This window comes from Pseudomonas sp. IT-P395 (assembly GCF_949767675.1).
Lineage (GTDB): Bacteria > Pseudomonadota > Gammaproteobacteria > Pseudomonadales > Pseudomonadaceae > Aquipseudomonas.
The window spans coordinates 41,175-64,374 of record NZ_CATKPW010000060.1; the positions used below are offsets into that span (position 1 = coordinate 41,175).

Annotated in this window: 21 protein-coding genes; 10 read left to right on the forward strand and 11 right to left on the reverse strand. The window is 58.9% G+C overall.

Translation table 11 applies throughout. The features are described 5' to 3' along the window. Nucleotides 1-88: 88 nt before the first annotated feature. The 6 genes from ACM6IN_RS26875 to ACM6IN_RS26900 all read right to left on the reverse strand — a co-directional run bounded on the left by ACM6IN_RS26875 (nt 89) and on the right by ACM6IN_RS26900 (nt 8,542). Nucleotides 89-1,405, reverse strand: a complete 1,317-nt coding sequence (locus tag ACM6IN_RS26875; protein WP_414917004.1) for an OprD family porin — start codon at nt 1,403-1,405, stop codon at nt 89-91. Nucleotides 1,406-1,602: 197 nt separating this feature from the next. Next, entirely contained in the window at nt 1,603-1,824 is a 222-nt protein-coding gene (locus ACM6IN_RS26880; RefSeq protein WP_007916980.1) for a hypothetical protein, read from the reverse strand. 418 nt (nt 1,825-2,242) lie between these two features. Continuing rightward, nucleotides 2,243-3,607 (reverse strand): heavy metal sensor histidine kinase, encoded by a 1,365-nt coding sequence (locus tag ACM6IN_RS26885; protein ID WP_414917005.1) that lies wholly within the window; start codon nt 3,605-3,607, stop codon nt 2,243-2,245. Then, nucleotides 3,597-4,274, reverse strand: coding sequence for a heavy metal response regulator transcription factor (locus tag ACM6IN_RS26890; protein WP_007916978.1), 678 nt, complete (start codon nt 4,272-4,274; stop codon nt 3,597-3,599). Before ACM6IN_RS26890 ends, ACM6IN_RS26885 begins: the two co-directional genes overlap by 11 nt. A 9-nt stretch (nt 4,275-4,283) precedes the next feature. Continuing rightward, nucleotides 4,284-7,385 carry a multidrug efflux RND transporter permease subunit gene (locus ACM6IN_RS26895; protein WP_414917006.1) on the reverse strand — a complete coding sequence of 1,034 codons (3,102 nt, stop codon included), beginning with the start codon at nt 7,383-7,385 and terminating at the stop codon, nt 4,284-4,286. Beyond that, a complete protein-coding gene (locus ACM6IN_RS26900) occupies nt 7,382-8,542 on the reverse strand; it encodes an efflux RND transporter periplasmic adaptor subunit (protein WP_007916974.1) in 1,161 nt (386 codons plus the stop codon). The genes ACM6IN_RS26895 and ACM6IN_RS26900 overlap by 4 nt, the downstream gene beginning before the upstream one ends. Before the next feature lie 1,077 nt (nt 8,543-9,619). On the opposite strand from ACM6IN_RS26900, the gene ACM6IN_RS26905 reads away from it, so the two are divergent. The 5 genes from ACM6IN_RS26905 (at nt 9,620) to ACM6IN_RS26925 (ending at nt 11,973) form a co-directional block, all read left to right on the forward strand. After that, on the forward strand, nt 9,620-9,982 hold the full coding sequence (locus tag ACM6IN_RS26905; protein ID WP_007916971.1) for a DUF6124 family protein: 363 nt from the start codon (nt 9,620-9,622) through the stop codon (nt 9,980-9,982). Nucleotides 9,983-10,175: 193 nt separating this feature from the next. Next, the gene (locus ACM6IN_RS26910; RefSeq protein ID WP_007916969.1) at nt 10,176-10,805 is read left to right on the forward strand and encodes a nucleotidyltransferase domain-containing protein; all 630 of its coding nucleotides are present in this window, start codon (nt 10,176-10,178) and stop codon (nt 10,803-10,805) included. Next, nucleotides 10,768-11,187, forward strand: a complete 420-nt coding sequence (locus ACM6IN_RS26915) for a hypothetical protein (RefSeq protein ID WP_414917007.1) — start codon at nt 10,768-10,770, stop codon at nt 11,185-11,187. Before ACM6IN_RS26910 ends, ACM6IN_RS26915 begins: the two co-directional genes overlap by 38 nt. A gap of 129 nt (nt 11,188-11,316) precedes the next feature. Continuing rightward, a complete protein-coding gene (locus ACM6IN_RS26920; protein WP_414917008.1) occupies nt 11,317-11,622 on the forward strand; it encodes a type 1 fimbrial protein in 306 nt (101 codons plus the stop codon). A 111-nt stretch (nt 11,623-11,733) separates the two neighbouring features. Continuing rightward, nucleotides 11,734-11,973 (forward strand): hypothetical protein, encoded by a 240-nt coding sequence (locus ACM6IN_RS26925; protein ID WP_414917009.1) that lies wholly within the window; start codon nt 11,734-11,736, stop codon nt 11,971-11,973. A gap of 175 nt (nt 11,974-12,148) precedes the next feature. Here ACM6IN_RS26925 and ACM6IN_RS26930 read toward each other — a convergent pair whose 3' ends face one another. From ACM6IN_RS26930 to norR, 5 genes are all read right to left on the reverse strand, one after another. After that, nucleotides 12,149-12,898, reverse strand: a complete 750-nt coding sequence (locus tag ACM6IN_RS26930) for a YkgJ family cysteine cluster protein (RefSeq protein WP_414917010.1) — start codon at nt 12,896-12,898, stop codon at nt 12,149-12,151. An 83-nt stretch (nt 12,899-12,981) separates the two neighbouring features. Continuing rightward, nucleotides 12,982-13,308: a hypothetical protein gene (locus ACM6IN_RS26935; RefSeq protein WP_095112399.1), complete on the reverse strand. Its 327-nt coding sequence runs from the start codon at nt 13,306-13,308 to the stop codon at nt 12,982-12,984. A 156-nt stretch (nt 13,309-13,464) separates the two neighbouring features. Then, complete coding sequence (locus ACM6IN_RS26940; protein WP_414917011.1) at nt 13,465-13,923, reverse strand: GNAT family N-acetyltransferase; 459 nt, start codon at nt 13,921-13,923, stop codon at nt 13,465-13,467. 27 nt (nt 13,924-13,950) lie between these two features. Continuing rightward, nucleotides 13,951-14,853, reverse strand: a complete 903-nt coding sequence (locus tag ACM6IN_RS26945; RefSeq protein WP_008084803.1) for a chemotaxis protein CheV — start codon at nt 14,851-14,853, stop codon at nt 13,951-13,953. Nucleotides 14,854-15,179: 326 nt separating this feature from the next. Beyond that, nucleotides 15,180-16,739 carry a nitric oxide reductase transcriptional regulator NorR gene (gene norR, locus ACM6IN_RS26950; RefSeq protein WP_414917012.1) on the reverse strand — a complete coding sequence of 520 codons (1,560 nt, stop codon included), beginning with the start codon at nt 16,737-16,739 and terminating at the stop codon, nt 15,180-15,182. 164 nt (nt 16,740-16,903) lie between these two features. Between norR and hmpA the strand changes: the two genes are divergently transcribed. The 5 genes from hmpA (at nt 16,904) to cyoB (ending at nt 23,198) form a co-directional block, all read left to right on the forward strand. Then, a complete protein-coding gene (gene hmpA, locus ACM6IN_RS26955; RefSeq protein ID WP_414917013.1) occupies nt 16,904-18,085 on the forward strand; it encodes an NO-inducible flavohemoprotein in 1,182 nt (393 codons plus the stop codon). 216 nt (nt 18,086-18,301) lie between these two features. Continuing rightward, nucleotides 18,302-18,862, forward strand: a complete 561-nt coding sequence (locus ACM6IN_RS26960; protein ID WP_414917014.1) for an ester cyclase — start codon at nt 18,302-18,304, stop codon at nt 18,860-18,862. A gap of 25 nt (nt 18,863-18,887) precedes the next feature. After that, entirely contained in the window at nt 18,888-19,397 is a 510-nt protein-coding gene (locus ACM6IN_RS26965; protein ID WP_123376543.1) for a disulfide bond formation protein B, read from the forward strand. 825 nt (nt 19,398-20,222) lie between these two features. Further along, nucleotides 20,223-21,164 (forward strand): ubiquinol oxidase subunit II, encoded by a 942-nt coding sequence (cyoA, locus tag ACM6IN_RS26970; protein WP_007916947.1) that lies wholly within the window; start codon nt 20,223-20,225, stop codon nt 21,162-21,164. 3 nt (nt 21,165-21,167) lie between these two features. Then, nucleotides 21,168-23,198 carry a cytochrome o ubiquinol oxidase subunit I gene (gene cyoB / locus ACM6IN_RS26975; RefSeq protein WP_007916945.1) on the forward strand — a complete coding sequence of 677 codons (2,031 nt, stop codon included), beginning with the start codon at nt 21,168-21,170 and terminating at the stop codon, nt 23,196-23,198. The last annotated feature ends 2 nt before the right edge of the window (nt 23,199-23,200 follow it).

Genomic DNA, 23,200 nt, shown 5'->3' on the forward strand with positions numbered 1-23,200 from the left:
TAGTAGGCCAAACACCACAGCCGAAGCCAGAAACCATTCCTAATGTGGGAGCGAGCCTGGACTTCAAGACTGTGCTGTGGCGCCGATCTTAGAAGACGTTGATCGGGTAGTCGATGATCACGCGGTATTCATCTGTATCCGAATCAATCACGCCGTAACCGTTGCCGCCACGGTTGGTCGCCCATTGCAGGTGCACCGCCAGATCCTTGGCCTGGCCGCTTTGCACCACATACTGCAAATCGAGATCGCGCTCCCAATGCTTGGCGTTGCGGCCATCGGCGCTGTACCAGTTGGAATAGCCTTTGCTGTCGGGGTCAACTTTGGTCAGGTCGACAGTGCCGCGCGAGTAGGACACAGACGAGGTCAGACCCGGCACGCCGACACCGGCGAAGTCATAGGCGTACTTGAGCTTCCACGAGCGCTCGTTCGGACCGTTGAAGTCGGAGTACTGTTGCGAGTTATCCAGATAAACGCTGTCACCCTGGCTGATGTAGTCGAACGGCGTGTTGCCGTTGACCCGCTGATACGCGGCGGTAACGCTGTGATTACCGACGCCAACGGTGAAATGCAGGCTGTAGGTGTTGTTGTCGATGTTGCCCAGCAGCGCATCACCGGTGTCTTGCGTGTGATAGAAATGCAGGCCCGGGTTGAGGCTGACCAGATCGTTCAACTGCCAGGTGTAATCCAGGTCGTAGTAGTACTGGTTCCAGATGTCCTTCAGCTCGGAGGCGTAAAGACTGCTGGTCAGACCTTCGACGCCGCTCCAGGCCACACCGGCCCAGTTCAGGTGCTGGCTCTCATCGCCGTCGGCAAGGGTGCCGTAGGAAGTGCCGATGCGCGTGTGACCGCTTTGGTTGTAAGGCTTGGTAAAACTGGCCTGGCCACCTTCGATCAACCAGCCGTCGAAGCTGTGGTTGGTCAGGCTCACACCACGGAAAGTCTGCGGCAGCATGCGCGTTTCACCGCCAGCGATGACCGGGTTGGTGAGGAACAGGTCTCCGGCCTTCAATTCGGTATCGAACGCGCGCATTTTCAACGTGCCGCCCGCCGTGGAGAACGAACCCGGCGCTTTGCCGCCATTCTCTCGGACCGGCAGGATGCTCGACCCGTCCGTGCCGCCACCGCCATCCAGCTTCAACCCGAGCATGGCGTGGGCGTCAATGCCGAAACCGACCGTGCCTTCGGTGTAACCCGATTTGAACACCCCAAGAAAGCCTTGGCCCCACTCGATGTTGTCGTCCGCTTTCTGCAAGCGGTTGCGATTCATGTAGTAGTTGCGGGCGTTGAGGTTGAGGCTCGAACCCTCGACAAAGCCTTCTTTGGCAGGCTCGTCGGCGTGGGCGGCAGGGGCAATCGTTGCGGCAATTGCAATGAACAGCGGGGTGAAGCGGACTGGGTAACGCACGTGCAATGGAGCTCCTTGGGTCAACTGGCGCCTCTATATTTTGAGGCGCTCGATGTTTCTTGTTGTTACAGACGAACCAAACGGCTTTCAGACCACAACGAAAAAAGGCCGCTGAAAGGCAGCGGCCTGGAATGACGACGGTTGAACGGGAAGAGCCAAACAACCGCGTCGAGGGAAACGTTGGCGCGGAGCGCGACTCAGCTGTCTTTCTCGCTTGCTTGAGTCTGGGAAGTGGCAGCCTGCGGGGCTTGCGAGGCGTCCTGAGCCTTGGCCATCACTTCGGCCTGATGCTGATCGAAGGCCTGAGCGCGAGCGACATTGTGCGCCACGAACGACTGCGATTCTTCAGCCATCGCCATCGGCGACAGGATCAATGAGGACAAAACGAACGCGCTGGCAATACCCATACTGTTGGACATCTTGAAAACCTTCTCGCTTGGCGAGTGCTGTTTGGTGCGGGCAAAGATAAGGTTGCCGAGCGTTGGGAAACAGCGTGATTTTCATAAATGACTGTTGCGCGGGAGGTAAAAGTCGAAGATCGCGGCGCGGCCAAGGGCAACCCCCTCACCCCAGCCCTCTCCCCCAAGGGGGCGAGGGGGAAAGGGAGCAGATCCGGGGCTTTTCAGAATCCGAGTTCGACTGGATATTTCAGGTCGGCGTACTTCGAGAGAACAACTCGCTCAGTCCCATTTCCCCCAGGGGGGCGAGGGGGAAAGGGAGCCGATAGGGGGCTTTTCAAAGCCTGAGTTCGACTCGAGCTTTCAGGTCGGCGTACTTCGAAAGAACACCACGGTCAGTCCCCTCTCCCTCCGGGAGAGGGTTAGGGTGAGGGGCTTTTCAAACCGGCAAATAAATCCCGAAAGTATTCATCCCCCGATCACTGCGCACAAACACATCCCCGCCATGCATCAGCGCAATCGCTTTAACGATCGCCAGCCCCAACCCATGGTTATTGCCACTGTTGCTACGCGACGCATCGACCCGATAAAAGCGCTCGAACAGCCGTGGCAAATGCTCACTGGCAATCGGCGAACCGGGGTTGGCCACACCAATACTCACCTGATGATCTTCAACCTCGATGCGCACCTCGATCACCTGACCCGGCCCGGTGTGCTGCACCGCATTGCTCAACAGATTGATCAACGCCCGGCGCAAATGCGCGACCTCGATCTGCACCAGTGCGTCACCGCTGACCTGCACTTCAACCTGCGCATCTTCAAGGATGAAATCCAGATACTCCAGCGTCGTCGCCACCTCATCTGCCAGCGACGTCGAGGTCAGTTTGGTCGCCTTGTTGCCCTGATCGGCACTGGCCAGAAACAGCATGTCATTGATGATCGAACGCAGCCGTTCCAGCTCTTCAAGATTGGATTGCAGCACTTCGAAATAGTGTTCGGCAGAGCGCCCACGGGTCAGCGCCACCTGCGTCTGGCCGATCAGATTGGTCAGCGGTGAACGCAGTTCATGGGCGACGTCGGCGTTGAACGATTCCAGCCGCGAGTAGGCCTGCTCGACCCGTTCCAGCGTCGAGTTGAATGAGTCGACAAACTGCTCAAGCTCCGGTGGCAGCGGCGACAAACGCAAGCGCCCGGCCCTGAGCGGTGGCGCCAGTCGTTGAGCCTCATGGGACAGTTTGATCAACGGCTTCAAACCAATCCGCGCGACCCAATACCCCAGCGCCGACGCCATCAACACACCGACAATCGCCAACCCGATCAGCGCGATCAACAGATTGTGCTGAGTCTCGTGAAAGGTCTCGGTATCAATGCCGATCATGAAGCGCAGCGGCGGGCGCTGATCCTTGGCCGGCAGTTCGGTCAGCAACACTTTCAGCGGATAAGGATGGTCGGGCAACTGCAGGTCATGCATGCCCAGCGGTCCTTGGGCGAAGGCACGAATCGCGGCATCCGGCTGACCGTATTCGTAACCCGGATCAGCACTCACCACCCAGAACCGAATGCGTTTGTCCTCTTCGCCAAGCAGCTTCAACTTGGCGTTGATCTTCACCCAGTGCTCCGGCGTGCCGAAGCGATTGAGTGCCGATTCGAGCACGCTGTAGCGCGCATCCAACTCGGCTTCCGGCAGTAATCCCAGGCCTTTGTCGACCTGCTGATACAGCGCGCCGCCGATCAACAGAAACACCAGCAGCGCCACCAGCGTGAACATGCCGCTTAAACGCAGGGCAATCGAGTTACTGGACACCACGGCTCTCCAGCACATAACCCATGCCGCGAATGGTGTGCAGCAGTTTCTCGTCGAACGGCCCGTCGAGCTTGGCGCGCAGGCGTTTGATCGCCACTTCGACGACGTTGGCGTCACTGTCGAAATTGATGTCCCAGACCATCTCGGCAATCGCGGTTTTCGAAAGGATTTCACCTTGGCGACGGGCGAGGACGCTCAACAACGAAAACTCCTTGGCGGTCAGATCCAGTCGGGTGCCGGCGCGTGTGGCCTTGCGGCTGATCAGATCTATCCACAGGTCGGCGATGCTCACTTGCACCGGTTCGTGGCCGCCGCTGCGCCGGGTCAGTGCTTGCAGACGCGCGACCAGTTCGAGGAAGGAAAACGGTTTGCCGAGGTAATCGTCGGCACCGTCGCGCAAGCCTTTGATGCGGTCTTCGACGCGCTCGCGGGCGGTGAGCATGATCACCGGGGTCTGCTTGCGTGCACGCAATGCGCGCAGTACGCCGAAGCCATCGAGGCCCGGTAGCATGACGTCGAGGACGATCACCGCGTAGTCGCTTTCCAGCGCCAGATGCAGACCCTCGACGCCGTCGCGAGCCAGATCCACGGTGTAACCCTGTTCCGTCAGACCGCGGTGCAGATAATCCGCGGTTTTTTCCTCGTCTTCGATAATCAGAACGCGCATGACCCTGCCTCAGTCTGTGGTCGCCAATGCCGGTGAGGGCATCGGTTTGGGCCGGTGGAACAGCCGCTCGAGCCACAAGTATATGACCGGAGTGGTAAACAACGTCAGCATCTGGCTGACCAGCAAACCGCCGACCACCGCGATCCCCAACGGTTGGCGCAGTTCGGCACCGGTGCCGTAACCGAGCATCAGCGGCAGCGCGCCAAGAAGGGCGGCGAGGGTGGTCATGATGATCGGCCGGAACCGCGTGATGCACGCTTCGAAAATTGCATCCTGCGGCGACAGGCCTCGCTGGCGCTGCGCTTCGAGCGCGAAGTCGATCATCAGGATGCCGTTCTTCTTGACGATACCGATCAGCAACACCAGGCCGATCAACGCCATGATCGAAAAGTCCTGGCCGCAGATCCATAGCATGATCACTGCGCCCAAACCCGCCGCCGGCAATGTCGAAATGATCGTCAGCGGGTGCACGAAGCTTTCATAAAGCACTCCGAGAATGATGTACACCGCCACCAGCGCCGCGAGAATCAGCCACGGCTGGCTGGCCAGCGAACTCTGGAACGCCTGCGCCGCACCCTGGAAATTGCCGCTGATCGCCGTCGGCATGCCGATCTCGGCCTTGGCCTGATTGAGCAGAATCACCGCATCACCCAACGCCACGCCGGGCGCGAGGTTGAACGACAGGTTGGCGGCCGGGAACATCCCATCGTGGGCAATCGACAGCGGGCCGATGGTGGGTGCGTCGAATTTGGCCAGCGCTGACAGCGGCACCATCTCGCCACTCAGCGGTGAGCGCAGGTAGAAATAGTTGAGGCTTTCGGCCTTGCCGCGTTGTTTGGTGTCCAGCTCCAGAATCACGTTGTACTGGTTGACCTGGGTCTGGAATTCATTGATCTGCCGTTGGCCGAAAGCATCGTACAGCGCCTCATCGACATCGCTGGCGGTCAGGCCGAAACGTGCGGCGGCGCTGCGGTCGATGCTGATGTGGGTGATGCTGCCGCCCAGTTGCAGGTCGTTGGAAATGTCGCGGAACGCCGGGTTGCTGCGCAGTTTTTCCGTGAGGCGTTGCGTCCATGTCGCGAGGGTCGCGCCGTCGTTGCTCTTCAGGACGTATTGGTACTGCGCGCGGCTCGGGCCGGAGCTGAGGTTGATGTCCTGGCCAGCGCGCAGATAGAGAACGATGCCGGGGACTTTCATCAGTTGCGGGCGGATACGGTCGATGAACTGGCTGGCGCTGACGTCACGGTCGCCGCGTTTTTTCAGGGCGATCCAGAAGCGGCCGTTGGCGATGGTCTGGTTACTGCCGGACACGCCGACCGAGTGGGAAAACGCTTGCACCGCCGGATCGGCGGCGACGATTTCGGCCATCGCCAGATGTTTTTTCACCATGTCGCCGTAGGAAATATCCGCAGCCGCTTCAGTGGTGCCGAGGACGAAACCGGTGTCCTGCACCGGGAAGAAGCCTTTCGGGATAAAGATGTAACCGCCGATGGCCAGCGCCAGCGATAAACCGAACACGCCAATCATCAATTTCTGATGGGCGAGGGCGCGGCGCAGACCTTTCTCGTACCAGCCGAGCAGACGTTCGCTGAAGCCCGGTTTGGCGTGGGCGTGGTGCACCGGTTTGCGCATGAACAGCGCCGCCAACGTTGGAGCCAGAGTCAGCGAGACCACCACGGAAATCATGATGGTCGAGGTCGCCGTCAGGGCGAATTCCTTGAACAGTCGCCCGACCACACCGCCCATGAACAGCAGCGGAATAAACGCTGCCACCAGCGAGAAACTGATCGAGACCACGGTGAAGCCGATCTCGCCGGCGCCCTTGATCGCCGCTTCGCGCATATCGTCGCCGGCCTCCAGATGGCGGTGGATGTTTTCCACCACCACGATGGCATCGTCGACCACAAATCCCACGGCCACCACGATCGCCACCAGCGTCAGGTTGTTCAGGCTGAAACCGAGGATGTACATCAGGGCGAAACTGGCGATCAACGACACGCCGAGTACTGCCGAAACAATCAGGGTTGCCGACAACTGACGCAGGAACAGCGCCATCACCGCGACCACCAGCAGGATCGCGATCAACAGGGTGATCTCGACCTCATGCAGGGAGGCACGAATGGTCTGGGTGCGGTCGATCAGGGTTTTCACCTGCACCGAGGCCGGCAGCATCGCTTCGAGGCCGGGCAGGGCGGCTTGAATGCGGTCGACGGTTTCAACGATGTTCGCGCCCGGTTGACGCGAGATCACCAAGTTCACCCCGGGTTGATCACCGGCCCAGGCTTGCACGTAGGCATCTTCTGAACCGTTGACGACTTTGGCGACATCACGCAGGTGAACCGGGGCGCCGTCCTTGTAGGAAACGATGAGTTGGCTGTAGTCCTCGGGGTGGAACAACTGGTCGTTGGTCGACAGCGTCGAGATGCTCGATTCGCCGTACAGCGCACCTTTGGCGAGGTTGAGGCTGGTCTGCTGAATCGCCAGTCGAATGTCGGCGAGGGTCAGGCCGATCGCCGCCAGTTTGTCCGCCGAGGCTTGTACGCGAATCGCCGGACGTTGCTGACCGGTGATGTTGATTTGGCCTACGCCGTCGATCTGACTGATCTGACGCGAGAGCAGGGTTTCCACCAGATCGCTGAGTTCGGTGCCGGGCATTTGCGTCGAACTGACGCTGAGGATCAGTACCGGGCTGTCGGCCGGGTTGACCTTCTTCCAAGTCGGCAGGGTCGGCATGTCCTTGGGCAGTTTGCCGGCGGCGGTGTTGATCGCCGCTTGGACTTCCTGGGCGGCGGTGTCGATGCTTTTATCGAGGGTGAACTGCAGGGTCAGCAGGCTGGAGCCGAGCGCACTGCTGGAGGTCATCTGGGTCATGCCGGGGATGGCGCTGAATTGCACCTCCAGCGGCGTGGCCACGGACGAGGCCATGGTGTCGGGGCTGGCGCCGGGCAACTGCGCGGACACCTGAATCGTCGGAAATTCCGCTTCCGGCAGTGGGGCAATCGGTAAACGCGGGAAGGCAATCAAACCGACCAGCACCAGCGCGATGGTCAGCAGAATGGTTGCGACCGGGTGATCGATGCACCACGTCGAGACGCCTTTGTGCGCCTTCATGGTTTCGGCTCCGCTTGCACCACCTGCGCCGGCTCGCTCATGACTTGCACCGTTGAACCCGGTTTAAGCCGCGACTGGCCATCGGTGACCAGCACGTCACCGGCCTTCACGCCTTTGATGATGTCCTGACCGCTGCCTTGATAAACCATCTGCACTTGCACGGCTTCGACCTTGTCGCCGTTGACCCGGTAAACGAAGTGTTGGTCGAGGCCACGTTGTACAACGGTGGGCGGGACGACCAGCGCATCTTTGTCGAGGGCTGTCTGAATTTTTACCGTGACCAGCAGGCCGGGCCAGAGCTTCTGGCTGGCGTTGTCGAATTCGGCCTTGGCGCGGATGGTGCCGGTGTTGGCGTTGATCTGGTTGTCGATCAGGGTCAGGTGACCTTCGCCGAGCAGGTTGCCGGTTTCGCCATCGGTGTCGGCGCCGATGTAGGCCTTGACCGGTGCGCGCTGCGGATCGTTGATCAGGCCTTGCAGGGTCGGCAGCATTTGCTGCGGCAGGGAGAATTCGACGGCGATCGGGTCGATCTGGGTGACGGTGAACAGGCCGGCGGTGTCGGTCATGCGCAGGAAGTTGCCTTCGTCGACTGTGCGAATACCGACGCGGCCGGTGACCGGGGAGCGGATTTGCGTGTAGGAAAGTTGTACTTGCGCGGCGTCGATCGAGGCTTGGTTGCCTTGGGCGGTGGCTTTCAACTGGTTGACCAGGGCTTGTTGCTGGTCGTAGGTCTGTTTCGAGATGCCGTCGTCGACGGTGAGCAGTTTGTAGCGTTTGAGGTTGACCAGGGCGACTTGCAGTTGCGCCTGGCTTTCGCCCAGTTGGGCGCGGGCCTGGTCGAGGCTGGCGCGGATGGAGCGGTCGTCAATGGTGGCCAGCAGGTCGCCTGCTTTGACGAGTTGGCCTTCTTTGACGAGGATTTTGGTGAGGATGCCGTCGATCTGGGGGCGCACGACCACGCTGTGTAATGAGAGTACGGAGCCGATGCCGCTGGTGTAGCGGGGGACGTCTTTTTCGCTGACCGCTATGACTCGCACGGGGATTGCGGTGGGGGTGGCGAGTTTGGTGGGGGCGGGTTTCAGGGCGTACCACAGACCTGCGCCTGCGAGGACGATCAATAGGGTGGCGAGCAGGGCTTTGTTTTTTTGGATTCGCATGCGGGGTGGGCGCCGGAGTTTGGAGTTTGGGCAGGTTGGGTAGTTATAAACTTGTTTGGGGGTCAGGAGGGTGACGGCTGGCTGTCGGCGCTGTCAGTTTCGTTGTGTACATATCCGTTGTTGCGGGTGTTGCTGATTACGGTTCCGCCCTTACGGCGGGTCACTTTTTCCAGACGCCGAAAAAGTAACCAAAAAGGCTTGCTCCTACGTGCGGCCCGCTCGCTGGGGCTCGGGGTTCCTTCGCTGCGGGATCGATCCGGGCGCAGCGCCTACGGTTTGCTTCGCTGCACCTCCTCTCGCTGTGTTTGGCTGCGCCAAACGGTCGCTGCGCTCCCACGCCCGGATCAATCCCTCCACTCAGCCTTCCGACGTCGCCTTACAGATCAAGAGCTGCAGCCGAGCTAACGCTCATCCTGTTGAGTGGTGAAGAGCATGCGGTCGGCTTTTGTTCGGTGTTGGATTCGCCCCTCATCGGAACGCCGCCCGCCCAGCCCTCTCCCGAGGGAGAGGGAGCCGATTTGTGAGCTTTTCAGAATCTGAGTTCAACGCGGTATCGCACGTCGGCGTAGCTCTCCCAAACACCACGATCAGTCCCCTCTCCCTCCGGGAGAGGGCTAGGGTGAGGGGCTTTTGATCTGTTTCAAAACCTGAGTTCAACACGGTATCGCACGTCGGCGTAGCTCTGCCAAACACCACGATCAGTCCCCTCTCCCTCCGGGAGAGGGCTAGGGTGAGGGTTGGCTTTTGGCTGTTTAAATTTGTGTCAAATAACCAGAACCTTCCCACAAGGTTTTCAGGTTGTCCGTCGGACGTGCGCTCTCTAGTCTTTGGTTGTCGCCGAAAACTCGGTGATCGGGTGTGAGAACCCTGAAAAATTAGTGATTCAGTCCATCAGTCCGCATAATTGCCGGCGGCTTGTCCGCTGCTTGCAAGTGCTTCATGGCGGCTATGTGCGGGCAGACTTCGGTCTGGCCGGTTTCCTATTTTTCCGGTTTCTCACCCCGCACATAGCTGCCACCCACTTCGCCGCGTGAGAAACGGCAAGGGATGGCTCCCATTTGCAAAATAGGGTTTCCAATGACTAAGCCAGTTCCAGATCCACCCATCGATCCCACAACCCCACTCGAAGACGCCATCCGCGCCGACGACCAGATCAAAACCCGCGAAGCCATCAAGCGCGCCCTCGATTTCTACCTCTGTCCCGAACCGGTCAAACCGCGTCAGCCCAGTACGATGTTCCTCATCCACCCGGACATCGACACCGAAAGCCTGCTCGCCCACGCCTGCGAATCGCTGGCTTCAGCCAATGTCATGGCCGGTGATCTGGCTGATCAGCTCAGTCGCCCGCAGCGCAGTACGGCGCTGGCGATCCAGCAGATCGTCATGCTCGCCGAGTTGGCGGTAAACCGGGCGCTGGACCGGGTTGATCCGCAAACGTAATCCGTCTGAGTACCGCATCATCGTTCTTCGCGAGCAGGCTCGCTCCTACAAGGGGATCGCACTCCAAATGTAGGTGTGAGCCTGTTTGCGATGGCGATTGTTCTGTGGCCGCTGTCTCTGGAAATATTCGCAAGGTTGATAAGTCCCAAAAAGGGACCTATCGTTCCCTTTTTGGGACTCTTTGGCCTTCACAGTGGAAACTATCTCTCTAAGCGAAGCGCTGTTTACCACCACTCAACAAAAAGTGTTGGGTCTGCTGTTCGGTAAGCCTGACCAGACTTTCTATGCCAATGAGATCGCGCGCTGGGCGCGTGTTGGCAAAGGCAGTCTCATGCGTGAACTCGACCGTCTGCAGCGAGCCGGTGTGTTGCGCATGAAAAGGGTGGGTAATCAGAACCATTACCAGGCCAATCCCACCTGTCCCATCTATGCCGAACTACTGGGCATCGCCCGCAAGACGTTTGGCATCGCCGAGCCTCTGCGTCAGGCATTGCAGCCATTTACCGAGCAGATCACCTGGGCGTTTGTCTATGGCTCCGTCGCCAAGGACACAGCAAACACACTCAGTGACATTGATCTCATGCTGATTGGCGAAGGCCTGCACTACAGTGACGTCATGGAACTGCTCATGCCTATGGAGGAGCAATTGGGTCGTCCCATCAACCCCACGCTTTACACCCCGCAAGACTGGACGGCGAAACTGGCTGCGCAAAACAGCTTTGTCGTGCGGGTAGTGCAGCAGGAAAAAATCGATCTGTTAGGGGCAAACCCTTTGGAGTCCAAGGATGGGCAGCAACGAGAGTCTGGAGAATCTTCTACGTAGCGGTGGGCTGAAAGCGGAGCCGCCGGATCGCAAGGAGTGTGAGGGCTTGATGCGCTCGGCCGTGGACCGGCTCAAGGATGCGCAAACTTCTACGTTGTCTTTTTCCAGCCGTTTCGACTTGGCTTATAACGCAGCGCACGCGTTGGCGCTGACGGCGCTTCGATTGAGTGGCTTTCGATCAGATAAACGCTATCTGGTCTTTCAGTGCCTGGTGCATACGGCGCATATCAGCAAGGTTCAGGTGCGATTGTTCGCGCTGTGTCATGAGCGGCGCAATCTCGCGGAATACGAAGGGTATATGGATGAGGATGACGCGCTTCTGGCGCAGTTGTTGGAAAGCACCTCGCAATTGTTGAGTAACGTCCAGCAACGAATGAACTGACATTCGGCACGGCTTGCGATCCTGACTAATCTCTTAAAGATCCGCCTCTATGAGCGGATACAGCTTGTATGGCTCAAGCCGCGCACGGCCCAAATCTCTCTGGGCCGTCCACCCCGGGAGTGTCTTGAAATGAAGCTGAAAACCGCTCTGCCATCTGTGCTCCTCTTGCTTCCACTCACAGCCTTCGCCGCGCCGGCCAGCCAATCCGGTGAGATCCGCTTTACCGGGCAAATCGTTGATTCGGGCTGTCAGGTCGGACCGGTCGGGGCGTTTGCGTCTCGTGAGTCTCGCCAGATTGAAATCAAGCCCGGCGTGAAAGTCGATGTCGACACTGATCGCAACGCCTGCAGTCATCAGGCGCTGCCGATTTCCATGCGCTACGAAGCGTTGAAGACCTCGACCGACAAAGGCATTGTCATCATCAGTTACCTGTAAACCGTTCGGCGTGCGTTGCAAATCTTCAGGTGCCGAGCGATGGCGCACAGGTATACTGCGCGCCTTCGCGGCTCACTGATCGGGCCCGACTTTTTGCTTTCCGGAGCTTTTATGACTTCCCCGACCCTGCCGCCGGTTGACGACGCCGTGAGCGATGTCCTGGCTGAACTGGCCGACACCAGCGATACCAAAGCCGAAATCCCGGCGTTCAAATTTCCGTTCAAGCCGGGCGAGCTGGCCTCTGCCAAAGGCTTGAATCAGCCGTGGTACAAGAACGGCGCCAAGAATGGCCACACCAAGACCCCGGGCATGGCGCCGCCCGGTACCCGTCGTTCGATGGGCAAGCGCTGAGTTTTAATCCCGCCTGCGTTCAACGCGGCGATTGATACTGCCCGTGCCGGACCTTTCGCTGGCAAGCCAGCTCCCACAGGGTTCTGTGTCGTACACAAATTATGTGAACGCCCGAGATACCTGTGGGAGCTAGCGTGCTAACGATGAGGCCGGTTCGATCGCTGCAAAACCCCGATCAAGCCGCCCGCAGCGAGATAAACGCATACGTCTGCGCCGGTTCAGTCACCACCTGTGCCCCGGCCGCCAACACTTGCCCGGCCACATCATCCCCGGACAAATGAAATACCCACTCACTCGGAGTCGTCGTCAGCGGTTGCGCGGTGACCTGATCAATCACCGAAGCAAAAGCGCTCATATTCGGCAAATACGCTGTAAACCCGTCACCCTTCAACGCCGTGGTGCGAATCCCGAGCATCGCGCAAATCGTATCCTTGATACCGATGTCATCCCGATCCGCCTGGCGCGAGCGTTGAATCAAATCCATCAGTTCCTGATCCACCAACTCGCCACCGGCAATCAACACTGGCCCCTGTTGCCAGGACTCCGGCGGGCAATCCTTGGCGGCAGGGTTGAGCGGGATATGCGGGTTGATTTCCGCCGGATAGATGCGACACACCAGTGGCCGCCGCTCGTAGATCCGGCACAACTTGTCTTCGTCAAGATTCCGGCAAGGGCCGACGTTGTACGCGGCGAAGGTAATCGCCACGTGGGCATCCGTGACACCGCTGCGCACCACCGCCGAACGCCGTTCAGCGTGCTCACGCTGTTGCGCTGGCAAGCCCAGACCATTGCCGAGAAAAGCCTCCACCAGCACGATCACCTGGCCGCCATCCGCCGCCCACATGCGGGCTTCGGCCAAGGTCAGGGGGACATGGTGATCGGTGCAGCATTTGCCGCAGCCTACGCAGGAAAACGTCGTATTCATTGAGCGATCTGTCTTCAATCAGGGTGTGAAACGGTGGCGGAAAACCACCGCACAGGCCTGGATCGAAGCAAGTTATGCGCCATTCACTGGGTTTTGCCGGTCGGACGGATCGAGTCCCACTCGGTGACGAAAGCAGTTTTCGATTTTTTGTTGTACAGGCACAGCTCGGTGCCTTGCTGGCCTTTCATGTGTTTTTGCGGGTATTGGCCTTGCAGCAAAACGGCGGTGTAGCCGACGCGGTCATCGAATTGCGCGGGCGTGCCGACGGGTTTGATGTTTTTCAAGCCGCTGGCTTTGCTGCAACTGGCGAGCACGGTTTTGTCGTAGGCGGCCCAGGCATCGGGGCTGGAGGCGTGGGCCTGGGACGCGAGGGCGGTGAGGCAGAGTAGGCTGAGGGTGAGCGCTTTCATGGGGGGCATCCTTGGTCGTGGGTGGCCAAGGTTGGAGTGTGCCTAAAGAGTTTTGTTGCCTGGGACACCGTTAAAAGATCGCAGCCTTCGGCAGCTCCTACATGGATATGCGGTTCCCTGTAGGAGCTGCCGAAGGCTGCGATCTTTTGACTTTAATCAGTCCGGCACCCGTTCCCGGCGGACCACATACATCCCGGCACCTTCATACAACCGCTGCGCGCGATGGTTGTCCTCCAGCACCTTCAGATCTACAAACCCTTCGCGCCGTTGCTGAAACACCTTGAATGCATGGAGCAACAACGCCCGACCCAGTCCTCGGCCCTGCATGCGCGGATGCACCACCAGATTTTTGATATAGGCGCTGGTCCAGCATTGCGCCACACCGACCACGCCGTCGCCATCGTGGGCAATAAAGCACAACGACGGATCGTATTCAGGATTGCTCTCGAATTGCTGCTGCCAAGCGTCCAGCGCCGGCACTCGGCCGCCGCCTTCGCGGTAGCCCAGTTGCATCAAATGATGCACGTCCGCCGCCAGTTCGACGGAGTACGTGCGCAGTTCAATGTCCTGTGGCCAAGGCGCATCCGGCGCGTCCTTACCGAGGTCGCGCCGCATCAAAAAACAATACGTCTCGACCAAGACTCAGTGCCCGTGTGCCGCGACGTGTTTGGCCGCTTCGATCAGGCAGTGGGTCAGTTCCGGCGAGGAGAACTTGGTCAGCACGCCGTTCGCCCCGGCCAGGCGCGCTTTCTCGCTGTTCATTGCGCTGTCGAGCGAGGTGTGCAGCAGCACGTACAGATGGGCGAAGTCCGGCGTTTCACGCAGGGTGCGGGTGAAGGCGTAGCCGTCCATCTCGGACATTTCGATGTCGGAGACAATCAGGTTGATTTGCTGCGCGGTGCCTTGCAGGTCGAGCAGGCAGTCGATGGCTTCCTTGGCGCTGCGTGCGGTGTGGCATTGCAGGCCGAGGTTGCGCAGGGTGTGCACCGATTGTTGCAGTGCCACCTGGCTGTCGTCGACCACCAGAATCCGGGCGTTGCCGAGCACTTCGGCGTCTTCCATGGTCAGGTCGGTCGGGGCCATTTCAATCTGTGCCGGGGCGATGCTGTGGATAACCTTTTCGATGTCGAGCACCTGCACCAGCGTGCCGTCCACCGAGGTCACGCCGGTGATGTAGGCGCGCGAACCGCCGGAACCGAACGGCGGCGGTTTGATGTCGGTGGTCAGGCAGTGAACGATTTTGCTCACAGCCTGGACGTGCAGGCCCTGTTTCGAGCGGCTGACGTCGGTGACGATCAGGCAACCGCCGTTGGGGTCTTCCAGCGGGCGCTCGCCGATGGCGCGGCTGAGGTCGATGACCGACAGCGAGGCGCCGCGCAACGTGGCGATGCCTTTCACATGCGGGTGCGATTCCGGCAGCTTGGTCAGCGGCGGGCAGGGGATGATTTCACTGACTTTCAGCAGGTTGATCGCCATCAGCTTGCCGCTGCGCAAGGTAAACAGCAGAAGCGAAAGTGAATCTGCGCGGGCTTTGGTGGAGGACATATGAACCTTCTGTGGAAAGGTGGTGGGCGAGGGTGGAAATCGCCAGAAACTATTGATGCCGGGTTATCGGCGTCAAAAGGTTGGGCTTTAGGTTAGTTGTCGGGTGGCGTTTCAATCAAAAGCCAAAGCCCCTCATCGGAACGCCGCCCGCCCAGCCCTCTCCCAAAGGGAGAGGGGGCCGATCGGGGAATATTGTAGTAATTCACCGACCTGAACCTGCTCTGCCGAATCCATAATCGACTCGATATTTCAGGTCGGCGTATGGCGAAAGACACCTCGGTCGGTCACCTCTCCCTCTGGGAGAGGGCTAGGGTGAGGGTGTGCTTTTAGCTCTTCATCCCCAACCGCTTGGCCATCCGCCCAAGATTCGCCCGATCCAGCCCCAACTCCCGCGCCGCACTAGCCCAGTTATCCTGATTGCGTTCCAGCGCCGCACTGATCAAGCGCCGCTGATACTGCTCCGTCGCACTGCGCAAATCCCCACTGATCAACGGCATCTCGGTCACCGCACCAACAACAGCCTCAACCGAGTTATCCACAACCTCACGCGGTAAATCCAGATCCGCCGCGCTCAAACTGAGGATCTTCGGCCGCACCTTGCAGTTGCCCAACGCTTTCAGCGCACTGCGTCCGATCAAGTGTTCCAGCTCGCGTACGTTGCCCGGCCAGGTGTAGGCGAGCAGTGCCTCCTGGGCGTCGCTGTTCAGGCGCAGGCTGTTGAGGCCCATGCGCGAGCGATTCTGTTCGAGGAAGAAACCGCTGAGCAGCAATACATCGCGGCCGCGATCACGCAGCGCCGGCACGCGCAGCGGGTACACGCTGAGGCGATGATAGAAGTCGGCACGATAGCGACCGCTGCGCACTTCTTCCGCCAGGTCGCGGTTGGTCGCGGCAATCAGGCGCACATCGACCTGATGCTCCTTATCCGACCCCAAACGCTGCAATTGACCACTCTGCAACACGCGCAACAACTTGGCCTGCACGGTCAGCGACAACTCACCGACTTCATCGAGAAACAGCGTGCCGCCATTGGCCAGTTCGAACTTGCCGCGCCGGTCACTGGTGGCGCCGGTGAAGGCGCCGCGCACGTGGCCGAACAGTTCGCTTTCTACCAGCGTATCCGGCAACGCGGCGCAGTTGAGGCTGATGATCGGTTTGTCGGCGCGCGGTGAGGCGGCGTGGATCGCTTGGGCGACCAGTTCTTTGCCGACGCCGGTTTCGCCGGTGATCAACACGGTCAGATCGCTGCCGCCGACCAGATTGATTTCCTCAACCAGTTTTTTCAGCGCCTTGCTCTGGCCGATCATCTCGCGGTTTTGCTGGCCGCTGGCCTGACGATAAACCTCGGCGCGCTGGTGTTCGTCTTCTGCGCGATTGGCCAAGCGTTGAATGCGTTCGGCGGCGTTGACCGTGGCCGAGGCGAGGCTGGCGAAAGCTTGCAAGGCGTCGAGTTCGATCGGTTCGAATCGCTCGGGGTCGAGGGCGTCGAGGGTGATCAACCCCCAGAGTTTTTCATCGACAAATAAAGGACAGCCGAGGCAATCGTGAACTTCGAGGTGTTCGTCGAGGCCGTCGACCAAACCGTCGTAAGGATCGGGCAAGTCGCTGTCGGCGGCGAACCGCGTCGGCCCGGCGCCGCTCAGCAGAATCTCGAAGCGCGGGTGCTCGCTGACTTTGAAGCGCCGGCCGAGGGTGTCGGTGCTTAAACCGTCCACCGCCAGCGGCACCAGGGCTTCGCCGTCGAGGCGCAACAACGCCGCCGCATCGCAGGGCAGCAAGGCGCGCATGGCTTCGAGCAGGCGTCGGTAGCGCTCGCCCTCGGGCAGTTCGCGAGACAGGTCGGAGACGAGAGGCAGCAGGGCGGTGAGCAGGGATTTGGCGGTCATGGTCTTGTAGTCAAAGAGACAAGATGTAGTCGGGATGACTATAAATGTAGTTGAGTCTTTATGACTACGATATTTTCAAGTTGTTGATTTATATAGATAAATAAGTTGGCACGGAACCTGATAACTCTAAAGTAACTTTTCAAGAAAGCTCAGGAGTCATGCTTATGCTTAGCGTCCAGGATCGTGCCATCGTCAAATCCACCGTGCCTCTGCTGGAAAGCGGCGGTGAAGCGCTGATCACGCACTTCTACCGCATGATGCTCTCTGAATACCCGGAAGTTCGCCCGCTGTTCAACCAGGCGCACCAGGCCAGCGGTGACCAGCCCCGCGCCTTGGCTAACGGCGTATTGATGTACGCGCGGCACATCGATCGGCTCGACCAGTTGGGCGATCTGGTGGCGAAAATCATCAACAAGCACGTCGCCCTGCAGATCCTTCCGGAACACTACCCGATTGTCGGTGCCTGCCTGCTTCGGGCGATTTCCGAAGTGCTCGGCGAAGAGATCGCCACACCGGAAGTGATGAGTGCCTGGGGCGCGGCGTATGGCCAGTTAGCTGACATCCTGATCGGCGCCGAAACCGCGATCTACGACCAGAAAGAACACGCCGTCGGCGGCTGGCGCGGGGCGCGGGAGTTCATCGTCGCGGCCAAGGTCGAGGAGAGTGCGGAAATCATTTCGTTCTACTTCGAACCGGCAGACAAAGGCTCGATTCTGGCCGCCGAACCGGGCCAGTACATCGGCATGAAGCTGATCCTCGATGGCGAAGAAATCCGCCGCAATTACTCGCTGTCGGCGTTGGCAAACAACGGTCAGTACCGCATCAGCGTCAAACGCGAACCGGGTGGCCGTGCGTCCAATCACTTGCACGATCAACTGCAGGTTGGCGCCAGCATCCAGTTGTTCCCGCCATCGGGTGAGTTCACCTTGGCTGCGAGCGACAAACCGTTGGTGCTGATCAGCGGCGGCGTTGGCATCACGCCGACTCTGGCGATGCTCGAAGCCGCGCTGGAAACCGAGCGGCCGGTGCACTTTATCCACTGCGCGCGCAATGGCCGCGTGCATGCGTTCCGTGACTGGATTGATGAGCTGGCGGCGCGTCATCCGCAACTCAAACGTTTTTACTGCTATGCCGAAGATGACGGTGTCAGCCCGGCGGCGGACAAGGTCGGGATGCTGGATCAGGCGTTGCTGGGCGAGTGGTTGCCGGCTCAGCGTGATGTGGATGCTTACTTCCTCGGGCCGAAGGGTTTTATGGCGGCGATCAAGCGGCATTTGAAAGCGCTGGGTGTACCGGAGCAGCAGAGCCGTTATGAGTTCTTCGGGCCTGCAGCGGCTTTGGAGTGATCTGAAACCGGGTTGCCTTCATTCGCGAGCAGGCTCGCTCCCACAGGATTTGTGTTCGGCGCAGATCAATGTGGGAGCGAGCCTGCTCGCGAAGGCCGTTACGCGGTGCTGATTCTTAAAAAGTGTTTAAAGGTTAATCATTTCTTAACCGGTTTATCGTTTATTCCCCGATGCTGATGATAGGCGCTCGTTCGTTTACATGATCAGGATTGCCCCATGTCGCACTTCGCCTTCGCTCGTCGTTTCAGTTTTGCAGCCATCGGTCTTTCGGCCGCGTTGCTGGCCAGCCCGTTTGCTTCTGCCGAATCTGCCTTGATAAAACCGCAGACCCTGATCGTCGATCAGAGCCTGCCCAAGGCGCAGGTCGAAGCCATGGAATTGGCCGCGCGGCGTTATGGCAGTTTCTGGAATTCCGGTGAGGAGGCGCTGGCCACGGCGGCGTTGTCGCCGCAGTTTGTCGACCAGACGCCACCCGAGGGCCGGGTGCAGGGGCCGACCGGGCCGTTGCTGGCGTCGAAGTTCTTTCGCACGGCGGTGCCGGACTTGAGTTGCGACATCGAGCAAATGATCATCGCCGGTGATCGCGTGGTGGTGCATCTGCACTTTCGCGGGCACTTCAGCGGTACGTTCAAGGCTCTCAAAGGGCGGGACCAGCGTGTAGACTTCCGGGCAACCGATATCTATCAGATTGATAACGGTCGCATTGCGGCCAATTGGCATATCGAAGACAACATCAGCTTGATGGCGCAACTGCACGCGCAGCCGCCGGCCAGCTGAACCATGGACTTACAAGGGAAACGCGATGAGCGAGGAAACGATTCGACTGGGACGTGAACGGCGCTTTCTGGTGCTGCTGGGCATTATCTGCCTGGCTCTGATCGGTGGTGCGCTGTACATGCAGATCGTGCTCGGTGAAGCACCGTGCCCACTGTGCATTTTGCAGCGCTATGCGTTGTTGTTGATCGCGTTGTTCGCGTTCATCGGCGCGGCCATGCGCAGCCGTCGCAGCATCACCGTATTCGAAGTGCTGGTGGTGCTTTGCGCGATTGCCGGGGCCGGTGTGGCCGGGCATCACGTGTACACCCAGTTCTATCCGGCGGTGAGCTGCGGCATCGATGTGCTGCAGCCGATTGTCGATGATCTGCCATTGGCGAAAATCTTCCCGCTGGGCTTTCAGGTCGACGGTTTCTGCTCCACGCCTTACCCGCCGATCCTCGGTCTGTCGCTGGCGCAATGGGCACTGCTGGCGTTCGTGCTGGTGGTCATTCTGGTGCCGCTGCTGACCTCGCGTAACCGAAAAGCACTGCGCTGAGTCAACTATTCGGCAGTCTGGCCGATACAGAAAACGCCCCGATTTGCGGATCAGCCAATCGGGGCGTTTTGCATTTCAGAGTGTTTGTGAAAACACCGTGACGGACGGCAAGGGAGGGTGCGGCAAGTGTGCGACATGTTGTCACACGCGCCGTGTCGCAGGGCTCCTCAGTGACGCGGAATCGGCCGTTGTTACAAAAAAGGATTGGTCTGATTCGGGGTTTTTCGGCTTTAGCACGCGAGTGCCAGAGCAGGCAGTTTTAACAAGCGCTGGCAGATGGCCAAAAGCCTTGGGTTATCGGGGCTTGCGCTGTTTCAGCGTTCGGAAAAAGCCTTCAGAGCTGTCTGAACTGACGCGGGTACACCTACAATTTTTGGTGTTTTTGTTGAGAATCTATTTCGATAACATGCGGAACTTTTGCAAAAATGGCGATGGATTGTTGCTCGAACGGATAAAAATTATTTCGGGATAAGACATGGTGTATAGGGCGCTACCTATCTACAATCGCCCGCACTGAATTCCCGGCACTGTTCAGCCTTTATTAAGGAGGCGAGCAGGAAGTCGGGTGTCGAGTGAGTCGCAAGGCTTTCAAGACACCCAGGTGTCGGTGCCTTCCAACTTTCCGCACCAAATGGAATTGGTCTGTAACAAGGCCTTTGACCACGAATTCGAATAAGAACTGACCGCTGTCCCAGGTTTTGTCGAGCGTCTGACGCGCGACGGGCGGCCCTTATTCAATCCAAAGAAAATGCCAACCCTTGGCAGGGTGAAGTGTTGGCGATCAAAACCCAACTGCATTGCGCAAGCTGCTTTAGAGGTCGTGAGATGAGTAAAAACAGGTACCCCAGATTACTAGGCCTAGTGCCGCTGCTCGGCACGTTGTTGCTGGGAGGCTGCAACATGACCTTGCTCAATCCAACGGGCCAGGTTGGCCTGGAACAGCGAAACCTGATCATCACCGCGACCCTGCTGATGCTGTTGGTCGTCGTGCCGGTTATCGTCATGACCTTCCTGTTCGCCTGGAAGTACCGCGCGTCGAACAAGAACGCCGTCTACACCCCGAAATGGTCGCACTCGACCAAAATCGAAGTGGCAGTCTGGACCATCCCGGTCCTGATCATCATTGCCCTGGGTTACATCACCTACATTTCGACCCACGAACTGGACCCGTATCGTCCGATTCAATCCGACGTCAAGCCAGTGACCATCGAAGTCGTTGCGCTGGACTGGAAGTGGCTGTTCATCTACCCGGAACAAGGCATTGCCACGGTCAACAAGATCGTGTTCCCGGCGCACACGCCAATCAACTTCAAGATCACCTCTGACGCTGTGATGAACTCGTTCTTCATCCCGGGTCTGGGCGGCCAGATCTACGCGATGGCGGGCATGCAGACCAAACTGCACCTGATCGCTGACCGCAACGCTGAGATGGACGGTATCTCCGCCAACTACAGCGGCGCGGGTTTCACCGGCATGAAGTTCAAAGCTATCTCCACCACTCAGGAAGATTTCGACGCCTGGGTAAGTGAAGTCAAGAAGTCACCTAAACAGCTTGATCAAGCTGAATACGCGGCCCTTGCCAAACCGAGCCAGAACAACCCAGTCGAGCTCTACTCCTCGGTCACGCCGAACCAGTTCCAGATCATCGTCGACAAGTACGAAGGTATGAAGCCGGGCAAGCCGCTGAAGCACGAGAAGAAAGAGAAAGAAGTGGCGGCCACGGAAATTGACTCGAGTTCGCATTCAGCTGCCGGGGCAGAGGAGTAAACGATGTTTGGTAAATTAAGTTGGGAAGCAGTCCCATTCCACGAGCCGATCGTGATGGTGACCATCGCCATGATCGCCCTCGGTGGTCTGGCGCTGTTCGCTGCAATCACCTACTTCAAGAAGTGGACGTACTTGTGGACCGAGTGGCTGACTTCGGTCGACCACAAGAAAATCGGCGTGATGTACATCATCGTCGCCATGGTCATGCTGTTGCGCGGCTTTGCCGACGCCATCATGATGCGTACCCAGTTGGCCATGGCCACCGAGGGTTCGCCTGGCTACCTGCCACCTGAACACTATGACCAGATCTTCACCGCTCACGGTGTGATCATGATCATCTTCATGGCGATGCCATTCTTCACCGGCCTGATGAACCTTGCAGTGCCGCTGCAGATCGGCGCGCGTGACGTTGCGTTCCCGTTCCTGAACTCCCTGAGCTTCTGGCTGCTGGTGTCCGGCGTTGTGCTGATCAACCTGTCCCTGGGCGTTGGCGAATTCGCCAAGACCGGTTGGGTTGCCTATCCACCATTGTCGGGTCTGCAATACAGCCCTGGCGTGGGCATGGACTACTACATCTGGGCGCTACAGCTATCCGGGTTAGGTACGACGTTAACGGGGGTTAACTTCCTCGCGACCGTACTGAAAATGCGTACCCCTGGCATGAAACTGATGGACATGCCGATCTTCACCTGGACCTGCACCTGGGCAAACGTTCTGATCGTGGCTTCGTTCCCGATCCTGACCGCTACCCTGGCACTGCTGACCCTTGACCGTTACATGGATTTCCACATTTTCACCAATGAACTTGGTGGCAATCCAATGATGTACGTCAACCTGTTCTGGGCCTGGGGCCACCCTGAGGTTTACATCCTGATCCTGCCGGCATTCGGCATCTTCTCGGAAGTGATCTCGGCCTTCACCGGCAAGAAACTGTTCGGCCACCACTCGATGATCTACGCTTCGGGCGCGATCTCGGTACTGGGCTTCATGGTTTGGCTGCACCACTTCTTCACCATGGGTTCGGGTGCCAGCGTCAACGCCTTCTTCGGTCTGGCGACGATGCTGATTTCCATCCCGACGGGTGTGAAGCTATTCAACTGGCTGTTCACCATCTACCAGGGCCGTCTGCGCTTCACCAGCCAGGTTCTGTGGACTCTGGGCTTCATGGTGACCTTCGCCATCGGCGGCATGACCGGCGTACTGCTGGCCATCCCGGGTGCTGACTTCGTTCTGCACAACAGCCTGTTCGTGATCGCGCACTTCCACAACGTGATCATCGGCGGTGCGGTATTCGGTTACATCGCTGGTTTCGCGTTCTACTTCCCGAAAGCGTTCGGCTTCAAGCTGCACGAAGGCTGGGGTAAAGCAGCGTTCTGGTTCTGGATCTCGGGCTTCTTCGTCGCGTTCATGCCGCTCTATGCACTGGGCTTCATGGGCATGACCCGTCGTCTGAACGCTACCACCAACCCTGAGTGGGTACCGTACCTGTACGTTGCCATGTTCGGTGCGGTGATGATCGCTGTGGGTATTGCCTGCCAGCTGATCCAGCTCTATGTGAGCGTGCGTGACCGTAACAAGCCAGAGAACGTTTGCGATCACGGTGACCCGTGGAATGCACACACCCTGGAATGGTCGACCTCGTCGCCACCGCCGTTCTACAACTTTGCTGTGCTGCCTAAGGCTGACTGCATCGACCCGTTCACTGAAGCCAAGGAAAACGGTACTGCGTACCAGCGTCCGGCCAAGTACGAGCCGATCCACATGCCGAACAACACCGCCACTGGCGTGGTGATGGGCGCACTGTTGACCGTCTTCGGTTTCGCGATGATCTGGCACATCTGGTGGTTGGCGATCGCCAGCCTGGCCGGCACCGTCATCTACTTCGTGATCCACGCTGCACGTGACGACCAGGGCTATATGGTTCCGGTTGAAACGATCGAGCGTATCGAAGCCGAGCAGCACAAGCGTCTGGTCGCGGCAGGGAAAATCCCGGCCGGTGCCACCCGTGTTGAAACCTCGTTGGAACAGGCTTAAAC